Origin of the sequence: Pseudomonas brassicacearum, from assembly GCF_918698105.1 — a bacterium.
Lineage (GTDB): Bacteria > Pseudomonadota > Gammaproteobacteria > Pseudomonadales > Pseudomonadaceae > Aquipseudomonas > Aquipseudomonas brassicacearum_F.
In genome coordinates, this window is record NZ_CAKKMI010000112.1 from 1 (window position 1) to 16,029 (window position 16,029).

General features: G+C 62.3%; 13 protein-coding genes. 3 read left to right on the forward strand and 10 right to left on the reverse strand.

Translation table 11 applies throughout. From position 1 onward, the window contains the following. Nucleotides 1–98 precede the first annotated feature (98 nt). Nucleotides 99–1,115 carry an AraC family transcriptional regulator gene (locus LQ215_RS27565; RefSeq protein ID WP_230153444.1) on the reverse strand — a complete coding sequence of 339 codons (1,017 nt, stop codon included), beginning with the start codon at nucleotides 1,113–1,115 and terminating at the stop codon, nucleotides 99–101. An 11-nt stretch (nucleotides 1,116–1,126) separates the two neighbouring features. Next, a complete protein-coding gene (gene pssA, locus LQ215_RS27570) occupies nucleotides 1,127–2,470 on the reverse strand; it encodes a CDP-diacylglycerol--serine O-phosphatidyltransferase (RefSeq protein WP_230153445.1) in 1,344 nt (447 codons plus the stop codon). Between the two features lie 121 nt (nucleotides 2,471–2,591). On the opposite strand from pssA, the gene LQ215_RS27575 reads away from it, so the two are divergent. From LQ215_RS27575 to LQ215_RS27585, 3 genes are all read left to right on the forward strand, one after another. Next, nucleotides 2,592–3,155 (forward strand): TetR/AcrR family transcriptional regulator, encoded by a 564-nt coding sequence (locus LQ215_RS27575; protein ID WP_230153446.1) that lies wholly within the window; start codon nucleotides 2,592–2,594, stop codon nucleotides 3,153–3,155. A gap of 45 nt (nucleotides 3,156–3,200) precedes the next feature. Further along, nucleotides 3,201–3,680, forward strand: a complete 480-nt coding sequence (locus LQ215_RS27580) for a DUF1348 family protein (RefSeq protein ID WP_230153447.1) — start codon at nucleotides 3,201–3,203, stop codon at nucleotides 3,678–3,680. 831 nt (nucleotides 3,681–4,511) lie between these two features. After that, nucleotides 4,512–4,913, forward strand: a complete 402-nt coding sequence (locus tag LQ215_RS27585; RefSeq protein ID WP_003202036.1) for a hypothetical protein — start codon at nucleotides 4,512–4,514, stop codon at nucleotides 4,911–4,913. A gap of 36 nt (nucleotides 4,914–4,949) precedes the next feature. Here the strand turns inward: LQ215_RS27585 and LQ215_RS27590 are convergent, their stop codons facing one another. From LQ215_RS27590 to LQ215_RS27625, 8 genes are all read right to left on the reverse strand, one after another. After that, nucleotides 4,950–7,373, reverse strand: a complete 2,424-nt coding sequence (locus tag LQ215_RS27590; protein ID WP_230153448.1) for a TonB-dependent receptor — start codon at nucleotides 7,371–7,373, stop codon at nucleotides 4,950–4,952. A 293-nt stretch (nucleotides 7,374–7,666) separates the two neighbouring features. Beyond that, nucleotides 7,667–8,611 (reverse strand): FecR domain-containing protein, encoded by a 945-nt coding sequence (locus LQ215_RS27595; RefSeq protein ID WP_230153449.1) that lies wholly within the window; start codon nucleotides 8,609–8,611, stop codon nucleotides 7,667–7,669. Continuing rightward, nucleotides 8,611–9,120, reverse strand: coding sequence for a sigma-70 family RNA polymerase sigma factor (locus LQ215_RS27600; protein ID WP_230153450.1), 510 nt, complete (start codon nucleotides 9,118–9,120; stop codon nucleotides 8,611–8,613). Before LQ215_RS27600 ends, LQ215_RS27595 begins: the two co-directional genes overlap by 1 nt. Before the next feature lie 303 nt (nucleotides 9,121–9,423). Then, the gene (locus LQ215_RS27605) at nucleotides 9,424–10,233 is read right to left on the reverse strand and encodes an energy transducer TonB (protein WP_230153451.1); all 810 of its coding nucleotides are present in this window, start codon (nucleotides 10,231–10,233) and stop codon (nucleotides 9,424–9,426) included. Next, nucleotides 10,230–10,676, reverse strand: coding sequence for a protein TolR (tolR, locus tag LQ215_RS27610; RefSeq protein WP_230153452.1), 447 nt, complete (start codon nucleotides 10,674–10,676; stop codon nucleotides 10,230–10,232). The genes LQ215_RS27605 and tolR overlap by 4 nt, the downstream gene beginning before the upstream one ends. Before the next feature lie 13 nt (nucleotides 10,677–10,689). Beyond that, nucleotides 10,690–11,397: a protein TolQ gene (tolQ, locus tag LQ215_RS27615; protein ID WP_230153453.1), complete on the reverse strand. Its 708-nt coding sequence runs from the start codon at nucleotides 11,395–11,397 to the stop codon at nucleotides 10,690–10,692. Nucleotides 11,398–11,461: 64 nt separating this feature from the next. Further along, on the reverse strand, nucleotides 11,462–13,387 hold the full coding sequence (locus LQ215_RS27620; protein WP_230153454.1) for a phytase: 1,926 nt from the start codon (nucleotides 13,385–13,387) through the stop codon (nucleotides 11,462–11,464). 50 nt (nucleotides 13,388–13,437) lie between these two features. Next, nucleotides 13,438–15,960 carry a TonB-dependent receptor gene (locus LQ215_RS27625; RefSeq protein WP_230153455.1) on the reverse strand — a complete coding sequence of 841 codons (2,523 nt, stop codon included), beginning with the start codon at nucleotides 15,958–15,960 and terminating at the stop codon, nucleotides 13,438–13,440. Between the last annotated feature and the right edge of the window lie 69 nt (nucleotides 15,961–16,029).

Below are 16,029 nucleotides of genomic sequence, written 5' to 3' on the forward strand. Positions count from 1 at the left end.
CGATAGCGGTGGATCAGTTGACACAGATGTTGATGGTTAGATGGCTATCGCGAGCAGGCTCGCTCCCACAGGGATTTCCGGTGTCGGATTCAACGAAATCAATCAGGGTCGTTGAGAATCAGGCTGCGATAATGCCCCGGATTGGAACCGGACCACTTGCGAAACGCCTTGTAGAAGGAGCTGGCATCGGCAAAACCCAGGCGCGAGGCGATTTCGACGAAACTGATGGAGGGTTCGGCCAGCCAGGTGATCGCCAGATCCTTGCGCACGCTGTCCTTGAGGCCCTGGTAAGTCTGGCCCTCCTCCGCCAGGCGTCGGCGCAAGGTGGACGCGGACACGCACAATTGCTGGGCCAGGGCCTCGGTTTCCGGCCATTGTTCGGCAGGCAACTGCCGCAGGTCGTGGCGGATACGGCTGGCCAGGCTTTGCGGGTTGCGGTACTTGACCAGGATGTTGGCTGGGGCCTGGGCCAGGAAGCGCTTGAGCTCATCAGCGTTGCGCCTGATCGGCAGGTCGAGGCATTCAGCCGCGAAAATCATCCGGGTACGCGGCCGGTCAAAGCGCAGGTTCTGGGAAAACATCACCCGATAGTCGTCGCAGAAATCCGGCGCCGGGCAGCGCAGTTCGACGGAGAGAATGGGAATGCGTCGCCCGGCCAGCCAGCAGGCCACGCCATGGACGATCATCCAGTAGGTGAAATAGGTAAAGGCCCGGCGCGGCTCCTGATCGTCTTCCAGCAGCACGATCTCTGCCAGGCTTTGCTGGCGCACCCACTGGGCCGGCAGGTGTTCGAGCATCAGTGACAGAAACCCCAGCCCCGCCGTCAAGCCGCTCGCCAGCGTGGGCTGGGCCATGGCGCATTGGCAGAGAAACGCCAGGCTGCCGGACTTGAGCTTGCGCGGGTCCATGCCAAAAAACTCGTCATCCAGGCGCCGGGCGAGCAAACGCCAGAGCCGCGCATAGGCATGGGCCGGGACCCGTGCCTGGGCGTCGTCGAGCAACGCAGGGTCTATGCCTACCTTGTTCAGGACCTCATCGGTAGCCGCGCCGGGGGCGCAGCTTTGCAGCAGCGCCTCACGCACCAACTGGATGGAGATGGTGTCTTTTTTCGACATGGCGCGGGTGTTCACAGGATCCGGTAAAGCAGCCGTTCTATCCGCACCCGGCTGACCCGTTTCAAGAACCTGGCCACGGCGTCGGGGTAATCCGGCAGGGTTTCCAGGTCCAGGTAACGTTCGATCCGGCGAGTGTGGCGGTAGATCTGTTCAAGCTCGGCCTGGCGCGGCGCCAGCAACTCGCCCTTGGGGTCGTCCAGCAACAGCGCGTTTTCCAGGTCCAGGCGAAAGGCCCGTGGATTGAGGTTATTGCCGGTCAGCAAGGTGTAGCGCTCATCGACCCACATACCCTTGAGGTGATAGGTGTTGTCCCCGTCACGCCACAGGTGCAGGTTCAACTGGCCGCTGTCGATAGCGCGCTGATGGCGTTTGGCGAAGCGCCGCAGGCTGATTTCGTAGAGGTATGGCAGCGCCGCGATGATCTTGAACGGTTCGCTTGGTGGAATGTAGAAGTCGTTGGCGGTCTTGTCGCCGACGATGATGTCGATCTTGACCCCACGGGCCAAGGCGCGATTGAGCTCCCGGGTCACCGCCAGGGGCAGGTTGAAATACGGTGTGCAAATGGTCAATTGCTGGCGACTGCTGGCGATCAGTTCACCGATCACTCGGCTCAGCGGATTGTTCTTGCCCACGCCCAGCAACGGGCTTACCGACAGGCCACTCTTGTCGAGGCTGCCAACGCTGGTGTCATAGGTCGCGTACTTGAGGCGACTGCGCAAGTCGCCGATATCCTTGCGCAAACTGCGGGTGCTGGGCAGGTTCGGCAGGTCCAGGCGGTGCACGGCCCTGGAGGTGATCAGGCCGTGCTGCACCAGGTGATGCATCGAATCGGCCAGTGCCGTGTTCTGCAGCAGGTGATAGCGGTCGTAGCGGTATTTGTCGAACTTGTGCAGGTAGACGTTATTCAGGCTGGCGCCGCTGTAGAGCACACAGTCGTCAATCACGAAGCCTTTCAAGTGCAGCACGCCGAACAGCTCGCGGGTCTGCACCGGCACGCCGTAGATCGGCACTTCGCTGGCATGGGTACGAGTCTGTTCCTGGTACCACGCCGAGTTGCCCGGCTGCTTCTTGGCGCCGATCAGCCCGCGCTGGGCCCGCAGCCAGTCCACCACCACGACCACATCCAGCTCCGGACGCGCGGCCTTGGCGGCATGCAGGGCATCGAGGATTTCCTGGCCGGCCTCGTCCTGTTGCAGGTACAGCGCGACGATGTAGATGCGCTGGGTGGCCTGGGCGATTTTCTCCAGCAGGCAACGGCGGAATTGGGCAGCGCCATCGAGGATGGTCACCGCGTCGGCGGTCAGTGCAAAGCTGCGCAGCTTGGGCAGCAGGGAGCGTTTGAAAAGCGACGGCATAGGGCTCGCAAAAGGTCGATTCCGAAGAACGGATGAGCTTACACCATGGATGGGTTTGGGTCTTCCTGTCCTCAAGAAAAAAAGATTTGACCAAGGAGAACGATCATTCTACTTTTATCTCATGAACGAAATCACTGGTAATGAAACACGAGACATCATCCTCGATGTCGCCGAAAAGTTGATCTATAAAAGTGGCATCGCCGCCACCGGCATGGACCTTCTGGTGAAAACCGCCGGCGTCTCCAGAAAGAGTGTCTATCGCTACTTCGCCAACAAGGACGAGCTGATCGTGGCCGCCCTCAAGCGGCGGGACGAGCGCTGGATGCACTGGTTCAGCAGCGAAGTGGACAAGGCGCCCACGCCAACTGCGCGGCTGCTCAACCTGTTCACCGTGCTCAAGGGCTGGTTCGACAGCGAGGGTTTCCGCGGCTGTGCATTCATCAACACCAGTGGCGAAACCGGTGATCCACAGAATCCGGTCCGCCAGGTGGCGAAGCTGCACAAACAGAAGTTGCTCGATTACGTCACCCGGCTGTGCGTCGAACAAGGTGTCCAGAACCCGGACGCACTGGCCCGCCAGCTGCTGATCCTGATTGACGGCGCCATTACGGTGGCGCTGGTCATGGGCGACCACAGCGCGGCTGACGACGCCCAGGACATGCTCGAAAAACTGCTACACGTCTGACCCGTTGAACCACTGTGCCATTCGTCAATTCACTGGAGATCCGCCATGTCTGCCTCTTCCGAAGTTCGCCCGCCGTTGCCGCCGTTCACTCGTGAATCGGCGATCGAGAAAGTTCGCCTGGCCGAAGACGGCTGGAACTCTCGTGACCCACAGAAAGTATCCTTGGCCTACACGCTGGATACCCAATGGCGCAACCGCGCTGAATTCGTCCATAACCGCGAGGAAGCCAAGGCGTTCCTGACCCGCAAATGGGCCAAGGAGTTGGATTATCGGCTGATCAAGGAGCTTTGGGCCTTCACCGATAACCGCATCGCCGTGCGCTATGCCTACGAATGGCGCGACGACTCGGGCAATTGGTTCCGCTCCTACGGCAATGAAAACTGGGAGTTCGATGAGCAAGGCCTGATGTATAACCGCTACGCCTGCATCAACGATATGCCGATCAAGGAAAGCGAGCGCAAGTTCCGCTGGCCGCTGGGCCGCCGGCCGGATGATCATCCGGGGTTGTCTGAGTTGGGGTTGTAATTCTCTCCATTGAGTACATATCCATTACTGTGGTAACGGCGGCTTAGGGTTCCGCCCTTACGGCGGCTCACTTTTGAGAAGCGCAAAAGTAAGCAAAACGCTTCTGCCCCACCACTCGGTGCCTCGCCTAGGCTCGGCATGCCCTCACTCCGGCATTGCTCCGTGGGCCGCCGCGAAGGGCCATCCATGGCCCAGCGCGGCTAACCCGGCATCCATGCCGGGTTGCCCACTCCACAATGCCTGCGTTCGGCCAGCGTGGTTAACGGGGCGCCCGAGATCAACGTCCACGCCGAGGCGGCCTTATAGCCGACCTGGCTCTCTGGTCGTACTCCGATCCAACTGTGGGAGCGAGCCTGCTCGCGAAGGCGGCCTAACAGCCGACCTGGCTCTCCCGGTTGTACTCCGATCCCATTGTGGGAGCGAGCTTGCTCGCGAAGGCGGCCTAACAGCCGACCTGACTCTCCCGGTTGTACTCCGATCCCACTGTGGGAGCGAGCCTGCTCGCGAAGGCGGCCTGACAGCCGACCTGGCTCTCCCGGTTGTACTCCGATCCCATTGTGGGAGCGAGCTTGCTCGCGAAGGCGGTCTAACAGCCGACCTGGCTCTCCCGGCCGTACCCATCAGCTCTGTGGGAGCAAAGCTTGCTCGCGATGGCGGTGGCAAATCCGACAAAGGTGCAGGATGACTCATCGCTATCACGAGCAAGCTCCCACAGCAGCGCCAGACAAGCGGCCCCTCCAACAGGCTTGACCCACATGCCGCCAGGCATCACATTGCCTGGGCCGGCGATAAGCTCGCTGTTTCGTTGTGCAGCAGATTTTTGTGGAGCCCATGACCGCGTCGATTCCGATCCGTCCCCCCTGCCCGCCCGGCGTCTGCGATTGTGGCCGTGATGCCTTGCTGCAAGCGCCGGGTAGCGACCTGCGCATCCTGTGCCTGAATCGCCAGGAAGAAAAACGCCTGCTTGAGCGCCTGGAGAACATCCAGAGCCTCGATGAACTCCAGCGCCTGCAGCAACGCCTGTACGAAAACCTGGGGATCCGCCTGAGCGTCGAGCCTGGCTACAACGAAGTGCGGACCATGCGCGGCATTGCCATTGAATTTCAGGACCAGCCCGGCCTGTGCCGCAAGATTCGCCAGTCGATTCCCGCCGCCATCCGCCGTGGGCTGGAAAAGCGCCCCGAGATCGCCTGGCGGCTGTTGGATGCCCACGATCTGTTTCGCGATATCTGAACCCAGGCCGCTCCTTCCCTGGAGCAGCACTTCGGCCTAGAAATCCACCGTTGCGGAAAGCAGGTAGGTGCGCGGGGTCGACAGCGTCAAGCCCGCCTCACTGTCATCCGACGCGCCGGCCGAACTCCAGTAGCGCTTGTCTGCCACGTTTTCGATGTTGGCCCGCAGGGTGATGTGTTTTTCGTCGACCTTGAATGCGTAGCGGGCGCCCACGTCGAAACGCTCCCAGGAATCGATTTCCTTGGTGTTGGACTGGTCCAGGTATTGCGAGCTGGAGTAGATGCCGCGGCTGGTCAGGGTCAGGCCCTGTACCGTAGGCACGTCCCACTCGGCGCCAAGGTTGATGTTGTACTTCGGCGTGGCCGGTGCGCGGTTGCCGTCGAAGGTGCCGTTGGTGGTATGGGTCAGTTCGCTGTCGATGTACATAACGCCACCTAGCAAACGGGTTCCCTTCAGCGGTTCGCCAAACACACTCAACTCCACGCCGGTGTTTTCTCGCTTGCCGTTCGGGCCGAAGACACGCGTCGTCGCGTCGGTCGCATAGGCCGGCTGTTTGATCCGAAACAGCGCGGCGGTGACGGCGAATGGGCCGGCATCATACTTGGCGCCCACCTCGACCTGACGGCTGATGAACGGCGGGAAAATCTCATCCTCGTTCACCGATGTCGACGGCGCGATCTTGCCCTGGCTCAGGCCTTCCATGTAGTTGGCATACAACGACAGCCTGTCGGTCGCCTTGAACAAGATGCCGCCCGACGGTGAAACCTTTTCCTCATCGTAGGCGGTGTCGCCCTTGACGTTATTCGTCCAGTCGTCAACTTTCACCCGCTGCCAGCGGGCGCCGAGGGTCAGCAGCAAGCGATCGTCGAACAGCCCCAGGGTGTCGGACAACGTCACGCCACTGAAGCGGTTCTCGGTGTAGACCTTGTCGTCCTGTCGCGTCGGGTTGCTCGGCGTCGGGGTTAGCACCGGGTCATACAGGTTGCTGCGACCGTTGGCGTAACGGGCGCCGCCATTTTCGAAGTCCATGTAGAAATAGCTGGCAGCCAGGTTGAGCTCATGGCTCACCGGTCCGGTATGGAACCAGTTGCGCACCCCGGCCGTGGCCGTGCGGACATTTTCGTCGCGGGTAAAGTCTCGGGGCTGGACGGTGAAGTCACCGGCGTCGTTGGTCACCGAAACGTTGTGCCGAAGGAAGTCGTGGTCGCTTTTGCGCGCCCCCACACCGCCATACAGCATGACGGAATCGTTGACGTCGAATTCAGCGTTCACGGTGCCGAAGGTGTCCTTGGTGCGTGCCTTGCTCCAGGACTGGGCGTAGTTGTCGCGCACATCACTGGCGTGAGGAACCTGGGCATTGGCGCCCACCTGCACGCGTTCCTGGGGCGCGTCGGTGTCACGCTCAGTGCGGCCGATGTCCGTCGAGAGTCGCAGGCGCTCACCGCGAAAATCCAGGCCCAGCACCGCCATCTCGCGGTCCACGCTCTGGTGATCCCACTCGGTGTCGCCCGCCTGCTTCACACCATTGAAGCGAATCCCGAACGTGTCATCTTCACCAAAACGCCGACCGACATCCACGGCACCGCCAAGCTGGTTGTTGGAGGCATAGCTGCCGGTGAACGAGGTGATGGGCTTGTCGGTGGCACGCTTGGGCACCACATTGATCCCGCCCCCCACGCTGCCCCGCGGCGAGATGCCGTTGATGAGCTGGCTCGGGCCCTTGAGGATATCGACGCGTTTGGCCATCTCCATGTCGATCGTGTAGGTCGGCAGGATGCCGTAGAGACCGTTGTACGCAACATCACTGTTGAACAGGCTGAAACCGCGAATGGTGAACTGCTCAAAGCGCCCGCCCGCCGGGTTGGTGGCGCGGACCGACGGGTCGCTGGCGATCAGGTCGCCCAAGGTGCGCGCCTGCTGGTTCTTGACCGCCGCGCTGGTGTAGGTGGTCATGCTGAACGGCGTTTCCATGAAATCCCGCGCGCCCAGCAGGCCTTGCGAACCACGCCGCGCCACCTGACCGCCGGCGTACACCGGGCTGTCCGTCGAAGCCGTGGCGCCGAGAATCGAGGTGGGTGCCAGTTGCAGGCTGCCGCCTTCTGGCGCTGGCATCAGGATGTAGGCCTGCTCACCCACTGTTTGCAATTGCAGGCCCGAGCCCGACAACAGCCGGGCAAACCCCTCCTCGACCGCAAACTCACCCGAAAGCCCGGCGCTGTTGCGACCATTCACCAAGGCCGGATCCACCGACAGGTTGACGCCCGCCAGCCCGGCAAACCGGGTCAACGCCGCGCCGAGGCTGCCGGCCGGCACCTGGTAACTGCGCCGGCCAGCCTCTTCGGCCAGGCTCGATGACGCGAAAAATGGGCTGGCACCCAGGCTCAGCAGGAGGCTCAGGTTCAACAGCGAACGCCGGCCGGCAAAGGCCGGACGCACACGCAAAGGGACAACTGCGGACATTGGAAAGCGCTCTCGTTTTTGTTCAGTTGCCTTGAATGACAAGCGAGACAAAAAAAGGGGACAGGCCTCAGGATTGATTCCTGGCGAAACTTGCAAGGCTACCCCCACCTGTGGCGAGGGAGCTTGCTCCCGCTGGGGTGCGAAGCGCCCCCAAAATGAAGCGAAATGAATCACCTGACACCCCACGGGTCTGGTTTAGGGGTTGCTGCGCAACCCTGCGGGAGCAAGCTCCCTCGCCACAGGGGGTATGACTGCTCGTCTTAGTGCGTTTGACTGATCGACATCAACCGGCCTCAGGCCAGATCTTTGCGAAGCGTCAACGTGACCCAGTAGCGAGTGCGCATGTGCACCTCCAGCGGCAGGCTGGCGGTAAGCAGCGTGAGGATTCGATCGGTGTTGTCCAGGCGGAAGCTGCCGGTGATTCGCAGGGGCTCCAGGGTTTCATCCCAGCGCAACACGCCGGGGCGGTAGCGGCTCAGTTCCCGCAGGAAGTGCCCCAGCGGCTGGTCCTGCGCAACCAATACGCCGTCACGCCAACCCAGCTGTGTCACGTCGAATGCCTTCACTGGCCCCGCGCCAGAAGCCTGGACGTTGACCTGCTGGCCCGCTTCCAAGCTCAGCAATGGACCGCGCCGAGGTTGCAGTTGCGCCGAGCCGCTGACCACCGACACCCGGCAATCGCGCTCGCCCAGGTACACGCAGAGTTCGCCACGGCTGACCGTGATAAGCCCATAAGGTGATTGAACGGACAGTGGCGCGCTCCCGGCGAGTTTAAGCGCCATCTCACCGCGCACCAGCACCAGGCGCCGCGCCTTGAGGTCCAGGTCGACGGCGCTGTCGGTGTTCAGTTGCAGCGCACTGCCATCGACCAGCGACCAGCGCCGTTGCTCGCCCGTGGCGGTGTGCAAGTCAGCGCGCCAAGCCTCCAACGGCAGCTCTCGCCCCAACAACCAAGCGGTCGGGACCAATGCGGCGACGCCCAATGCGCGCTTGAGCACCTCGCGCCGAGCCAGCACTGGGCGGTCCAGGGTTGCCATGCCCAGGGACGCGGGCACTGCGGCAAAACGCTGGCGCAATCGCTGGGCCTTCTGCCAGGCCGCCTCATGATGAGCGCTGCTGTCGCGCCAGCGTTGCAGGGCCGCCGAGTCGAACGCATCCCCGTCGAACTCCATCAGGGTCAACCAGCGAGCCGCCGCGTGCGCCGCTTCGCGGGCTTCGGGTGAAGGGGCTGGGCGCATCAGAAGTCCACCAACAGGCAATGCTCATAGGCCTGGGCCATGTAGCGTTTGACGGTGCGTTCGGAGACTTGCAGGCGTTCGGCGATCTCGCGATAACCCAGGCCTTCAAGCTGGCTCCAGAGAAAAGCCCGTCGCACCAGGGGCGGCAAGCCATCGAGCAATTCGTCCAGGGCTTGCAGGGTTTCCAGCAACAGCCAACGTTGTTCTGGCGACGGCGCACAGGCTTCAGGCAGGCTTGCCAGGGCGTCGAGATACGCCTGTTCCAGATTGCGCCGGGTGTAGAAATTGCTCAGCAGGCGTTTGCTGACGGTCAGCAGATACGCCCGGGGTTCTTGCAGGTCAACCAATGCCTGGGAGCTGGAAAGCACCCGCAGGAAGGTATCCTGACGCAGGTCCGCCGCATCCCAGGCATTGCCCATGCGCCGCCGCAACCAGCCTTCCAGCCAGCTACCGTGGTCACGATACAACGCATGGAGGGAATGCTCCGTCGGCGTTACTGCATCACACATGTCCAGAGCCTGCGCAAAGTGTTAAATGAGACTGATTCTAATTAATGTTCGCGCGTTAATCCAAGCTCTTTATGCAGCGTGTGTCTGAACACGGGATGGAATGGGTGGGGGGCAGGCTCTTGGCGGGCTTTGTAGGAGCTGGCGAAGCCTGCGATCTCTTGATCTTTTGATCTTTCGCTTAAGATTCAAGTGTTTGGGGAAAGATCGCAGACTCGTTGCACTCGACAGCTCCTACACAGCTCCTACGCGGCTCCTACATGGTTCGTAGATGGCTTCAACTGCCCGGGGGGCAATATATGGCGATTATTTGATCCGGTAGTGAAAGGTATTGCGCACCGCCGGTACTGTCACCGCCTTGCCATCGATGATCCGTGGCTGATAACGAAACGTCTGGGCGGCGGCCAGGGACGGTCGGATGAACAAGGGGTGGCAACCGTCGATGACCTTGGGGTTATCGATCCGCCCGTCCGGTGTCACGCTGTATTCCACGGTGCAATCGCCTTCCAGGCCCTTGTCCAGCGCGCGTTGCGGATAATCCGGGGCTTGCTTGCTCAGCGGTTGGTAGCTGCGGCTGTCGGCGACGGCCTGGCGCGCTTGCTCGGCTTGACGTTGCTCGGCGAGTGCTTGTGCCTGCCGGGCCTGGCGCTGTTGTTCGGCGGCCTGCTGCTCGGCGTCTTGCCTGCGTCGTTCGCTTTCCAGGCGTTCGCGCTGCTGTTGGGCCTGTTGCTCGCGCTTTTGCTCCTCGGCCCGTTTGCGGGCCAGGGCCGCCTGTTCCAGTTTCTGTGCCTGGACACGCGGGTCGACAACCGGCTGGGTGGGCGCGGGACGCGGCGCTTCTACCGGCGCCGAGGCCGGCTCGACCGGTGGCGGTGCAACAGGCGCGACAGGGACCGGGGCAAGGGCTTCGGGCGCCGGCGGCAACATCACCAGTTGCGTGCGCAACACCCGGGGCGCCTCGGCGGCTGGCTTCTCCACGCTCCAACCCAGCACCAACAACGCCACCACACCCGCGTGCAAGGCCACGGCGAGCCCCGCCGCCAGGCTGTTTTTCCAAAACCTGCGGCCTGGTGCAGGCACGTTCAAGGCGGGACTGTGCATGATCATCGCCGTCATTGCGGCGCCTCGGTCACCAGCCCCAGGTTACTCACGCCGCCCTGCTGCAACGCGGCCATGGCGGCAACGACCCGACCGTAATCGGCATGCGCGTCGGCACGGATGTACACCTGGGTATCGCTGCGCTCGGCGACGACCTGCGCCACCTTGGCGCGCATCTGCTCCAGGTCCACGGCGCTGTCGGTCTGGTGGTGGGTGTCCAGCTCATCGCCCAGGTTCCAGTAATAGCCGCCTTCGGCCTTGACCGACAGGGTGAGGATTTGCTGGCGACTGTCGTTGGCCAGTGCTTGGCTGGCGATCTTGGGCAGTTCGATCTTCACCCCCTGGGTCAGCATCGGTGCGGTGACCATGAAAATCACCAGCAGCACCAACATCACGTCGATGTACGGCACCACGTTCATTTCGGCCTTGGGACCGTGCTTGCGTTGTGGCTTGACGAGCATCTGCCCTCTCCTCTCAAGCGGCCGTGGCCAGGTTCACCGGGGCGCCGTGCAGCTTGCGGTGCAGACGCGCCTGTAACTCGTTGCCGAAGGCGTAGTAACGGGTCAACAAGGTCTGGCCGCGAGCGGCAAAACGGTTATAGGCAATCACCGCCGGGATCGCCGCGAACAGGCCGATGGCCGTGGCGATCAACGCTTCGGCAATGCCTGGCGCCACGGTGGAAAGGCTGGCCTGTTGCACTTGGGACAGGCCGATAAAGGCATTCATGATCCCCCAGACGGTGCCGAACAAACCGATGTAGGGGCTGACCGAACCGACGGTGGCGAGAAATTGCAGGCCTTTTTCCAGCTGTATTTCCTGTTCGCTGATCGCCACTTGCAGCGAGCGCTCGACGCCTTCAAGCACCACTTGCGGCGTGCTTGAAGGTTGGTTGAGCTGAGTGAAGGCCAGCACACCCGCCTGGAAAATCGGCGTGATACCACCGTCGTATTCGCGACCCTGTGCGTGCTCCCGATACAGGGGCAGCAGATCCTGGCTGCTGCGAAAGCGCTGCATGAAACCGTTGAGTTGGCGCTCGTTGCGTTGCAGCACGGCGCTGCGCTGGATGATCAAATACCAGCTCAATAACGAGGCCAGCAGCAGCGTGAGCATGACCGCCTTGACCAGCAGACTTGCGTCACTGATCAGGCCCCAGATCGTCATGTGTTCCAGAGTGGCTTGCATGGTTGAAACTCCTGTCTGGCGGTTATTCGATGAAATGTTCGTGACCGGTTGATGACAGCGGCGCTCAAGGCAGGCGCAGCGCTTTCGCCACCTCGGCCCAGGGCACGAACTTGAAGTTCTGGGTCTGCTCGGGCATGCGCTTGCGACCATCCTGGACCACCAGCATGCCTTGGCTCCAAGGCCCGCCGAGGTTCACCGAGGTCACCTCCAGGCCATCGGTTTCCGACGCGCCATCGATGCCCGCGGCCGCGTTCAGACCGACCCGGAAGGCGCCGCGCACGGCATAGGGAGGCTCGGCATCGAGCACCAGGTAGCTGTCGTTGCCCTGGCTGGAGATCACCAGATAATCGTGGCCGTTGGCCTGGTACAAGGCCATGCCCTCGACGTCGGCGTGCAACGACGGGCCAACCTTGATCACACTGTTCAACGTCGCCGGTTGGTCGGCCCGGGCATCCACCGCCCAGACGCCAACGTCCTCTTCACCGAGAAACAAACGTTGGCGCTGCTCATCGGCCACGCAACCTTCGGGCTGGCTGTCGACGCTGAACTGGCGCACCAACTCGCCCTTCACCACACCGTCCGGCGCGCTCAGGCGGTACTGCACGAAGCGTCCGTCCTTGCCGTTGGCGAAGGCATACAGTTCGCCTTCGGCCGGCTGGTACAGGCAGATGCCGTAGATTTCCTTCAATGACGTCGCGATCTCACCGGCTTCGCGCAACTCGCCGCTGGTGCGGTCGATGCTGAACAGGCTCAAGCTGTTGCGATCGCGGTTGCTGGCCACGGCCAGGTCGACGGTTTGCGTGCCCAGCTTGAAGTTCGCCCGCACATCGACGTTATTCAGGCGCCCGACCGCCAGTTCCTGCTGCAACTTGCCTTGCAGGTCATAGGCCAGCAGGCCTTGCTTCTTGTTGGTGCCCAGCACCCGGCTCAGCCCGGGCGTCGTCGGATGCACCCAGATCGCCGGGTCATCGGCGGCATCGCCCTGGCGGGCCACCGGCTCACTCTGGGCGATGGCAGCCACAGTGGGCAGTACCGGCGGCAAGGGCACTGGCGTGGGTTGCCAGCTGATTTCGCCTTGGTACAGGTGCCCGTTGTCATCGTCGCGCAGCAGCACTTCGATGCCACGTTTCGTCAGTCGCGCTGTGAGGTTTTCCGGTTCCTTCAGGCCCGTCAGGGCTAGCTTCGCACGTGACGTCCAGCCCTCGGCGCCTTGCTGATACAGGTGCAGTTGCGCGGCCTCGGGATCAAGGCCCAGCACGCCGCCAGGCAACACCGCCATGGCGCCGGCCGCCTGCTGAATGTCGCCGAACGGTGCACGCATCGCCACGGGAACCCTGACGGTCTCGGCCTCAGAGGACGCCGGATAGGCCCACCAACCCACCCGTTCCTCGTTAACGAACAATTGATTCGCGCTGTCCTGCACCTGGCAGGTCTTGGCGTCCGGCGGCAATGGCAGGCCGCGCACCCGTTGCGCGCTGTCGCTCAGGCGCTCGCCATTGCCTACCAGCCATTGCTCGCCCTTGCCCTCCTCGCCGACCAGGAACACAAACAGGTTGCTCGCCTCGTCGCGATACAGGCACAGGCCGTTGACCGGGAAATCCCGCGTGGGCAGGTACACCGGCACGCCCCACTGACCTTTGTGTGGATCGAGGCTGACGATCAGCGCTTGCTGGCGTGTACTGTCGAGGCTGGCGACCCACACGTTCGCGCCTTGGGCACGGCTATCGACACCTTCGAAGGTGCCCTTCAGGCGCGTCAGTTCGCGACCCTGGGCATCGAGCAAGAACAAACCTTCGCGGGCACTGGCCAGTCGCTCGGTCGTTGAAGGGCCAGGCAGGAATGCCAGGGCGTTGATCGACAGTTGCTCGGCTTGAGACCAGGGTTGCAGCGTTAGCTTGGGCGCTGGGGCAGCCGCCAGGGCGGCGGCTGATGTCAGGCTGATCGCCATCGCCAACAGGTAGCGCTTGGGTAAGAAAAACATCGTGTTCAACGGGAAAATCCTTGTCATTGAGCTGAACTCAGAAATGGCATGCTCGCGATTCAGAAATGGGTAAAGGTCAGCCCCAGCTTGTAAGTCGGGCCGTACTCTTCGTACTGGCCGTTGTAGGAACGGTGGCCGGTGTAGACGAAATAGGGTTCGTCGGTGAGGTTCTGGGCTTCCAGGCTGACTTGCAGGTTCTTGGTCAGCGAATAGCGCGCGCTGAAATCGACGAAGGTCTGGGCGTCGACGTGCAGGTCATGGTCGCGGTCGCCGATGGACGCCAGCTCGAACAGGTAGGCCGACTTGTAGTTGGCCGACAACCGCAGGCTCAGCTTGTCGTTTTCCCAACCCAGCATCAGGTTGCCGACCGTGTCCGACTGGTTCGGCAAGTCGATGCTGCGTTTGCGCTGGGTACCACTGGCCTGGTCGAAGCCTTCGATCTCGGCGTCCGAACGGCTGAAGGTGGTGTTGGCGCCGAGCAGCAGGCCGTTCCAGGGCGCAGGCAGCCAGTCGAATTTTTGCGAGTAGGCCAATTCCAGGCCATACAGCTTGGCGCTGTCGCCGTTGGCGTAGCTGTGGGCTTCTGAAAAATCGGTCCAGGCGCCCGTGCCGGCCAGGTCGGTGTTGTAGACGAAGTTCTTGATGTCCTTGTAGAACACGAAGGCCGAGACCGTGCCGGCGTGGCCCATGAAGTGCTCGATGCCCAGGTCCAGGTTGCTCGATTCCAGCGGCTTGAGCTCCGGGTTGCCGAAGGTGGCCTCGTCATCGTCGATGACAAAACCCGGCGCCAGTTGCCCAAAGGTCGGACGCACCACGGATTTGGTCCAGGCCGCACGCACCTGGGTGTTCTTGTCCAGTTGATAGCGTGCGTGCAGGCCCGGCAACCAGTGGTGATACTTGCGGCGGGTCTCGGTGTCGGTGAAGACGCCGTCGGTGGCGCCGGTGCCCTTGGCGTCGAACTCGGTGCCTTCGTAGCGCATGCCGGCGATGAAGCGCCAGTCATCGATATCGACGGTGTTCATCAGGTATCCGGCATTGATGTCCTCGCTCATCTTGAAGTCGTTGACTCGCGACTCCTGCTCGTCAAAAAACTCATCGCGATTCAGACCGCCCAGCAGCTGCTTGATGGCATCGGCGCTGATGCCTGGGCCGAAGCGGCCGAGGCGATAGTCCACGTTGCCTTTCTGGAACTGCCCAAGGTTCAACTGCTCGTCGGTAAATCCCAAGTCGTCGAAATCCTTGTAGACCCAGGCATTGAGGTCGTTGTCCTTGTTACGTCGACTGACTTTGCCACCGAACTTGACCTGGGACGCATAGCCACGCAGGTCATAGTCCCGGGCCAGGTCCAGGCGCAGGTTTTTCTCGGTGTCGGTGGTCTTCTGTTCTTCCCAATCCACCTTGTCGAGGCTGAAGTTGGCCGGATCGTAGAACCCCGAGCCGATGATCGGCCGCGGTTTGTCGTTGTCGTAGAAGCCGCCGTTGAAACCGTCGATGCCTTCGAAAGTGGCGCCGGCGATGTGGCCGGGGCTGTCTTCGCTGGATTGGCTATAGCCGCCCTGACCGCTCAGGGTCCAGAGCCCGAACAGGCGTTCGCCACCGAGCACGTAGGATTGGATCTCCTGGGTTTCTTCACGTTGCTTGAGTTTGCGCTTGCCTTCGGCATCCCCCAATTCGCCGGCGGCTTGCGGGTCTTCGAAGGCAATGCTGGCGGCGTTGCGGGTTTCGCTGTCCTTGTAGCGGCTGTACAGCGTGCGCAGGTAATAGCTGCTGAAATCATTGGGCTTGTAGTCGAAGTTCAACCCGCCACCGGCTCGCTCGCGACGGATGTCGTAGTCGCGCTGTTCGAACTCTTCGAGGCGCGAGCCTTGCTCGAAATCCCAGGCGCCGCCGGTTTCGACGTTGTCCGAACCGAAGTCGCGCTTCTGCCAGCTCAGCGCCGCGGCCACGCCGAAGTTGTCGATGCCGTCGCCGAGGCTGAAACGGTCACTGACGGCGCCGGAGAATTTCGGGCTGGTCTGGCGGGTGTTCTTGTCATAGCTGGCTTCGCTGCTGCCGGTGTAGAACAGGCCCTTGTGGTCGAAGGCCGAGAGGCTCTTGACGTCCACCGTGCCGCCCAGGGAATTGGCGTCCATGTCCGGCGTCAGGGTCTTGATCACCGACAACGATTGCACCAGCTCCGAGGGCAACACATCCAGGGCAACGGCCCGACGCTCGCTTTCCGGGGCCGGTACCAGCGTGCCGTTGATGGTCACGCTGTTGAGGTCCGGTCCCAGGCCGCGCACGCTGACAAACCGGCCTTCACCCTGGTCGCGTTCGACGCTGACACCGGGCAGGCGCTGCACCGCTTCAGCGACGTTTTCATCCGGCAACTGCGCCACGCCGTCGGCATGCACCACGCTCTTGATGCTGTCGGCGCTGCGCTGTTCCTTGAGGGCCTGATCGATACTGGCCGCCTGGCCGACCACTTCAACGTGTTCAGTGGCCGCCTGCTCGGCGGCGCTCAGTCGCTCACTGGCAATGGCCATCGCCAATGCGGTGAATGTGAAACCGACGAGCCCGGCAGTGCTTGTGCGGTGATACATGGTGGTCCTCCCCAGGAATCCGGAAATCCGCCAGGCAATGGCCCGGCAACTGGGAGGGCACGCTAGGGG